The 6,135-nt window shown below is 57.7% G+C and carries 6 protein-coding genes; 3 read left to right on the top strand and 3 right to left on the bottom strand.

Going from position 1 to position 6,135, the window contains the following annotated elements; translation table 11 throughout:
- The first annotated feature begins 315 nt into the window (after window positions 1–315).
- Window positions 316–1,350 (top strand): ankyrin repeat domain-containing protein, encoded by a 1,035-nt coding sequence (locus V3330_RS02880; protein ID WP_354693878.1) that lies wholly within the window; start codon window positions 316–318, stop codon window positions 1,348–1,350.
- 480 nt (window positions 1,351–1,830) lie between these two features.
- Here the strand turns inward: V3330_RS02880 and V3330_RS02875 are convergent, their stop codons facing one another.
- Window positions 1,831–2,730 carry a DUF2785 domain-containing protein gene (locus V3330_RS02875; protein ID WP_354693877.1) on the bottom strand — a complete coding sequence of 300 codons (900 nt, stop codon included), beginning with the start codon at window positions 2,728–2,730 and terminating at the stop codon, window positions 1,831–1,833.
- A 134-nt stretch (window positions 2,731–2,864) separates the two neighbouring features.
- Here V3330_RS02875 and V3330_RS02870 point away from each other — a divergent pair, with 134 nt between their 5' ends.
- Window positions 2,865–3,194: a hypothetical protein gene (locus V3330_RS02870; protein WP_354693876.1), complete on the top strand. Its 330-nt coding sequence runs from the start codon at window positions 2,865–2,867 to the stop codon at window positions 3,192–3,194.
- Between the two features lie 2 nt (window positions 3,195–3,196).
- On the opposite strand, the gene V3330_RS02865 is transcribed toward V3330_RS02870, so the two are convergent.
- Window positions 3,197–4,093 (bottom strand): hypothetical protein, encoded by an 897-nt coding sequence (locus V3330_RS02865; protein WP_354693875.1) that lies wholly within the window; start codon window positions 4,091–4,093, stop codon window positions 3,197–3,199.
- Between the two features lie 795 nt (window positions 4,094–4,888).
- On the opposite strand from V3330_RS02865, the gene V3330_RS02860 reads away from it, so the two are divergent.
- On the top strand, window positions 4,889–5,359 hold the full coding sequence (locus tag V3330_RS02860) for a hypothetical protein (RefSeq protein ID WP_354693874.1): 471 nt from the start codon (window positions 4,889–4,891) through the stop codon (window positions 5,357–5,359).
- A 320-nt stretch (window positions 5,360–5,679) separates the two neighbouring features.
- Here the strand turns inward: V3330_RS02860 and V3330_RS02855 are convergent, their stop codons facing one another.
- The gene (locus V3330_RS02855) at window positions 5,680–6,075 is read right to left on the bottom strand and encodes a cupin domain-containing protein (protein ID WP_354693873.1); all 396 of its coding nucleotides are present in this window, start codon (window positions 6,073–6,075) and stop codon (window positions 5,680–5,682) included.
- Window positions 6,076–6,135 lie beyond the last annotated feature (60 nt).

Below are 6,135 nucleotides of genomic sequence, written 5' to 3'. Positions count from 1 at the left end.
GTTAGAGCGGCACAGGCTACTTCACCTCGCCCGCTCTTCCCACATCAGTGGCGTTGCACTTCGGGGTTTAATCCAAGCCAAATATGGGTTGGAATCTCAGGTATTTCAGTGTGTTACCTTGGTCTGACCCGGGTGTATCGGACAGTGTGTTACCTTGGCCCGACCCGGGTGTATCGGACGAGGCCAATACGGTACTGGGCTTTTCCCGGTAGCCGGGATTGTGGTGAGCTGTCACCGCTTTACTCTGTCCCTTTACTCTGACCCCATTAATTTTCTTTTCGCCGGATGGTACGGAAGCTTTCAAAGAGGAGAGGTATGAAACATCTGTCCGTGTTGATTCTTCTGGGTTCTCTGCTGGCGTGTTCCGTTCAGGAGGCGCCGGACCTGTTCGCTTTGATCAGTGCCAGCGATGTTGCCGGGCTGGAAGCCGCGCTTCAAAGCGGTGTTGATCCCGATCAGCGCCAGAGCGAGGGCCTGGAGGCGACGCCGCTGATGTGGGCGACGGGGATGGACGATCCGCAACTGGTGGCGCTGCTGATCGAGGCGGGTGCCACTGTGGATGCGCGCGACAATCTCGGCGACCCGGCGATCAATTGGGCGGCCTACTACGGCAATTTGCCGGCCATCGAACTATTGCTCGCTGCCGGCGCCGACACCCATCTTACCGGTCATGGCAACGCGGTTGAGATCGTCATGCGGCGCGGTCACCAGGATGCATTGCACGTCCTGCTGGCGCATCGCGGGGAATTGCCGGACCGTTCAGCGGCGGAAGTGGCGCTCGCGGATGCGCTGGACGGAGGGAACGTTGCGGCGCTCGATGCGCTTGTCGATGAGGTTGATTTGCCGGCGATGCGTGATTTTGCCGGGCGTCCGGTGATCCAGGTTGCGGCCAGGGCCGGGGCAACGCCCGCCATCGAATGGCTCGCGGCCCGGGGTTATGGCATCGATACGGCCGACGCGATCGGCTTTACCGCCCTGTTCGAGGCGGCGCGCGAAGGCCATGCCGAAACCGTCTCGGCGCTGATCGACGCCGGGGCCGATATTCACCGGGCTGCGCGGCCGAATGGGCTGTCGTTGACGCCGCTGCACCTTGCCGCGATCGGTGACCACGCCGACGTGATGTCCGTGCTGCTCGCCGCCGGCGCGGATACTGATGTAACTGGCACGATAGGCGCGACGCCGCTGATGTGGGCGGTGTTCGAGGGCTCGCAAGCAGCCGCGCGAATGTTGCTGGAAGTCGGCGCCGATGCCGGGCTGGCATCCAGCGATGGTTCGACCTTTATCACCATTGCCGAACAGCGGGGCTGGGATAAATTGGTCGACCTGGCCCGAGACAGTCTGAAGGAATAGGGGCTCTGGCCCCTTCTTCGGCTTTTCCGGTTTGTGGCCTTTGGCAGCTTTTCGTCCATAAACCCTCTTTGGCAAAATCGTCAGTACCGTAGGCCGGCCCATACCATTGCTGCGCCATGCAGTCGGAGGTGCTGCTGTGGGGTTCGGCGGGCAATAAATCCGATTAAATCCAGGCCGGGTTTGCGATGCGTATCCGGTCGATGACGATTGCAGGACAGGTATCCGGCTCCTTCTCCGTGTCAGGCGCATGCCGGGCACGAGGCCCCGCGGCTGGATACGGCCAGAAAGAAAAGCTCCGGCTTTCGTTGGGGTGCCGTGGTTGGCGGCTGGCGGCTGGGGAACTGCGGATCTTCAAGCCGTGTGCCCGTAGCTCTGCCGGTTGCGCTGGCGAATGTCGCCTTGTCCGCCCTGGTCTTGATTCTGATGCGACAGGCCACGAGGGACGAACGCGGCTGAATCGGGAGGCAAACGCGCCGGGTTTTACCAAATCCTGCTGACAGCCGCCATGACCAGCGCGTCGATGGCCTTGTTGCTGTCGGAGTCCGAAGCTGTTGCATAGACATGCAGCGCCATCAGAAAGCCCAGCGTGTTATGACGGCGAGCGAGCGCCTCCTGGTTTGAATACGCCTCGTTCCAGGACTCGAGCGGTGCCGGGTCGGAAACGGCGCGCAGCCAGTCCATCCACCGATCTTCCGCCACAAGCCCGCGAGCGTGCGCGTAATACACGGCGCGCGCCAACCGGTTGGGCTCACCGTAGATGTAAAACGTTCTGCCGGCAGGCGCAACCTGGGTGAAAACCGCGCTGACCAGCCGGTCGATCTGCGCAGCATCGATGTGCTCGTTAAGTACCAGCTGCAACACCAGGTCCGCGCCATGGGCCACGCCGTGTCGCCATCCTTCGGTCTCGGAAAAACCCCGGTAGTCGTTCACATTCGCGATGTAGGTCGCGGCGGCATCGACCAGTTGCTCACGCCGCTCCCTGGTAAACGTACCGCCAACCCGATCGGTGCGTGCGACTTCCGAAAGAACAAGCGCGGCAAAGGGCTGCAGAAACCCGTTGGGATCCCGGTTGCTGGAAAGATCATCCAGGAGCCGAACATACAACGCATCGATGGTTGTCAGTTCCAACTGTTCGGCGCGCAACCACGTTGCCAGGCCTTCGTAAACCACGCCATCACGAATCGCCGGATCGGGATCGTCAAGACAATCGAGCAAGGCCACGGCCAGTGATTTGCGCTCGGAAGCGGCGATTTCGAAACCGGCCTGCTTGAGATCGATAAGCTCCTGCCGGGTGTGGGATTCGGGTGGGCAGCTCGCCACCGCGGAACTCATGGTCAAAAACAGTGATGCCAGGGTGAATATGCGCGTGTGTGTCGTCATTGGGTCACGGGCGAGGATTGGTTGTGTGTATCTTACATGGCACGATGAATGCCATCTGAGATGGTACCCGGGATCGGGCATTAAATTGTCGGACATGGCCAATGGTTATATTGGGGGGGCTGCAATTCAGATTGATGAGTGGAAAAGTCACGCTCGAGAACTGTCCAGCCATCATCGCTGGTGACGAGCGGGACTTCGCCGTACTCGATGTCAGGGACTGTTTGGTGCAACTGCGGATCATGACGGCGCAAGCCGTGTCCTTCAGCACAGCCCACACTGACTTACCGTACCAGCATCAGGTCAAGGCCCGTTTGCTGATGCCCGGCGTTGCGAGAGACTCTATGGTCAATCCTGCACCGGGGCGGTGGTTGGCCACCGGCCTCGGCACGGATACCCCTTTCAGCGACCCGCACTGCGGCGATTTGGGTAGCAGTTGTGGAGACGGTCAAGGGCTGTCGGTCTGATTCTAAGGCATTGAAAACTCAGTCAGTTCCAACGTCTCGCCCGATTCTGGATCGGCCTCCTGCACCAGACCGACACCCGGCTGATAGTATTTGAACTCGGAAGACCCCGGCTCGATCGGTGTCCATTCCCGGGTTTGCAGGCAGCCGTTGCTGCAGTCGCCCGGGTTGTCTTCGCCCAGTTCCGGCTGGGCGTCGAGGCTGATCACCTGCGCCATGTCTTCCGCGTCACCGAGAAGAAACTCCTGCCGGTATACCGTTCCGGGTTCCGGCATGGCGAACATCAGGACACCGGCCCGCGCTCCCTCCTCGCCGGTTTCCCAGGAACCCTCGATGTCGGAAATTTCTCCGTCCTCGAAGTTCAGAGAAATCTCGCCGAAGTACCAGACATTGCCATCCTGGTCCTGCGCATACCAATCAAGGGTGTCCTCAACCAGATCGCCCTCGGGCTCTTCGTCGTGTTCGCTTTCCAGCGATTCGTCTTCTTCTTCCGCCAGTTCGCGTACGGTATCGCGGACAACGGCACAGGGGACGCCATCAACCAGGCGCACTTCGTCCAACACTTCGACCGTGATGATCTCATCCTCGGCTTCATACACCCAACGACTGCCGGGGACCAGGGGGAAAAACGGATTCGGTGAAACCGAAACGCCAATCTCGGCGGGATCGACGAAATCCTCGATCTCATAATCTGGGTCGTAGCGTTCCTGACCTATCAGGTCGCAGACTTCATCCCGGGCATCCGCCTGTTCAAGACATTCCTCATTGGCTTCCCGTCGCGCGCCCCGACTCTCCACGAAGCATTCCGAACGGTCCTGCGCATCAACCGTATTACTGCAGTTCGCCCATTCGATCCAGAAATCGTCTTCGCTCTCATGAAAACACGCAGAATAAGCCGCCATGGTGGTGCGAGCGCAATACTGGTTCCCAAAGATGGATTCGAGCGTTGAGCCGATTGGGTCCGCAGCTGCGGGCCATACGGGTTCCAGGAAAAACGCAGTTGCGGTCAATATCAGTATGCGAAGACAGGCTGGTAGCCCATTGAGCCTGCGTTGCGACAGGTCCTGATCAGTTGATTCCATGACATCCCTCCGGGGCTCGCGCCCTCAATCGAGTCAAACGGTGATTCCGCTTCTCGATCGGTTAGACGCATGCCGGCCGGAAAATCTGTCGCTTCCACCAGCGCAAGAGATGACGTAGTTTCAACTCCTCGTTCCGAGGATCAATTTTGGGGTCAGAGCAATTTTGGGGTCAGAGCAATTTTGGGGTCAGAGCAATTTTGGGGTCAGAGTAAAGGGACAGAGTAAATTTACTCTGTCCCTTTACTCTGACCCCAGCCTTGCGGCCGTTGGGTTGTTGGGGTTCGATACCGGCCAGGTGGTTGTTGAAAGTCATTTGCTCGTTCCAGGGTGCTGAAGGTGAAAACCGGTCAGCCGAAGTCTAGGTCAATAACGTGTTTGATGACGACACCGTGGTCGATTTATTCAGGGTTCCGGCCGGACTGACGCCAACGGCCTGTTTGCGCCAACGCGACCCCACAGTCGTGCTGCGGCAGAGTAAGCGTTTCTACTGACCAGCTTTTGCGACCGTGTATAGTTCTCACCGCTCGTATTCAGGATCAAATCGTTTCGCAAACCGGCGATCGGTTCGCGTATGTCCCGAATCCATTGCTACAAATCATTGATGAGGTATTGCTGATGAAAGGTTTACCACGCATTGCAAAAGTTGTGACGCTTATCGTATTGAGTGTAATGAGTGCGATGCCTGCATACGCGGCAGAAGAAGACAAAGGGAAATGGGAAGCGCCCTGGAGAGTTCTGCTACGTGCAGGAGTCATCGATGGCTGGGCCGCGGCTTCGCCAGAATATCGACAGACTGTAATCATGCCGGAGTACAACGAAGTTCATCGCCTGTGGAAGGAAATGGGTGTAACCATGATCGGCACAATCGATGATTATTTGACCCAGGCCGGAACACCGGGATCAAGGCATTATGGCTGGTACGAGCTATATGAAGTCAATGAACTGTCGACGGTAGGTAAAATGCTGGATCTCATCCGCCACAGTCAACTGGGCGAGGTTCATCTCGATAAATACATGCGCTACGATGCGTTGATTGGCACGCCCCAGACTGACGCGGAGCAGGTGTTTGGGCTGCAATCTCAGTAAGAGCCAGGTGAAAGCAAAGGAACCACCCCGCCGGTAGCACCTGGTTTCCGGTCGAGGCGGTTTCTTTGCTATTCACGTGTTTTTTGCTCAGGGTGTGCTGTCTGATTGTCCCGGTTTATTTACCTGTTTCATTCAGGGTTTTCCGGCGGATATGGGTTCTGGCTCCATTTTTGTTGTTCTGTAATCGGCGCGGCGCAAGGTGTGGCATGCGTAATACGCCTGCAGGCGTATAGGGAATGAAAATGTTTAACCTGAATCGCCGCCGATGCGCGGGCAGATGCCCGCGTTTTGCCGATGGCGATGACGTGTACCGCAGTGGCCTAACCGTTCGGTTGGTGGCCGCAGGCCTTGGCGTATGCGTCGGCATAGTAATTATCACCTTGTGACATCTGGATGAACTGGCAGGGTTCATCACCGACCGTCCATGCATCGTGCCCCGGCGGTAGCATCATGATGTCGCCCTGGCGGAAAATTTCCTTTGACCCATCGTCCATCAGTATTTCAATGGCTCCGGATATCACATAGGCAACGTGCGGCAGGATGCAGGATTCGGTTCCGGCATATTCCTTCAGATCCTCAGACCACTTCGCTCCCGGATTGAAAGTCACTTTAATCGCGGTAACCTCATCGAGCTGCACAACCTGTTTGGATATCTTTCCGTGTGTCTCTGCGGTGGCAGAATCGATATTGGCTTTCAACATATTTGGCAATGACATCGCAACTCTCCTGAAAGTGCTTTGGTTGTGCATTTGTGGGAAATCCAACCGTACGGTTTC

Origin of the sequence: Elongatibacter sediminis, from assembly GCF_037892215.1 — a bacterium.
Classification (GTDB): domain Bacteria; phylum Pseudomonadota; class Gammaproteobacteria; order Xanthomonadales; family SZUA-36; genus Elongatibacter; species Elongatibacter sediminis.
The sequence above is the reverse complement of the archived record's forward strand: the minus strand, read 5'-3'. Positions and strand labels throughout refer to the sequence as shown.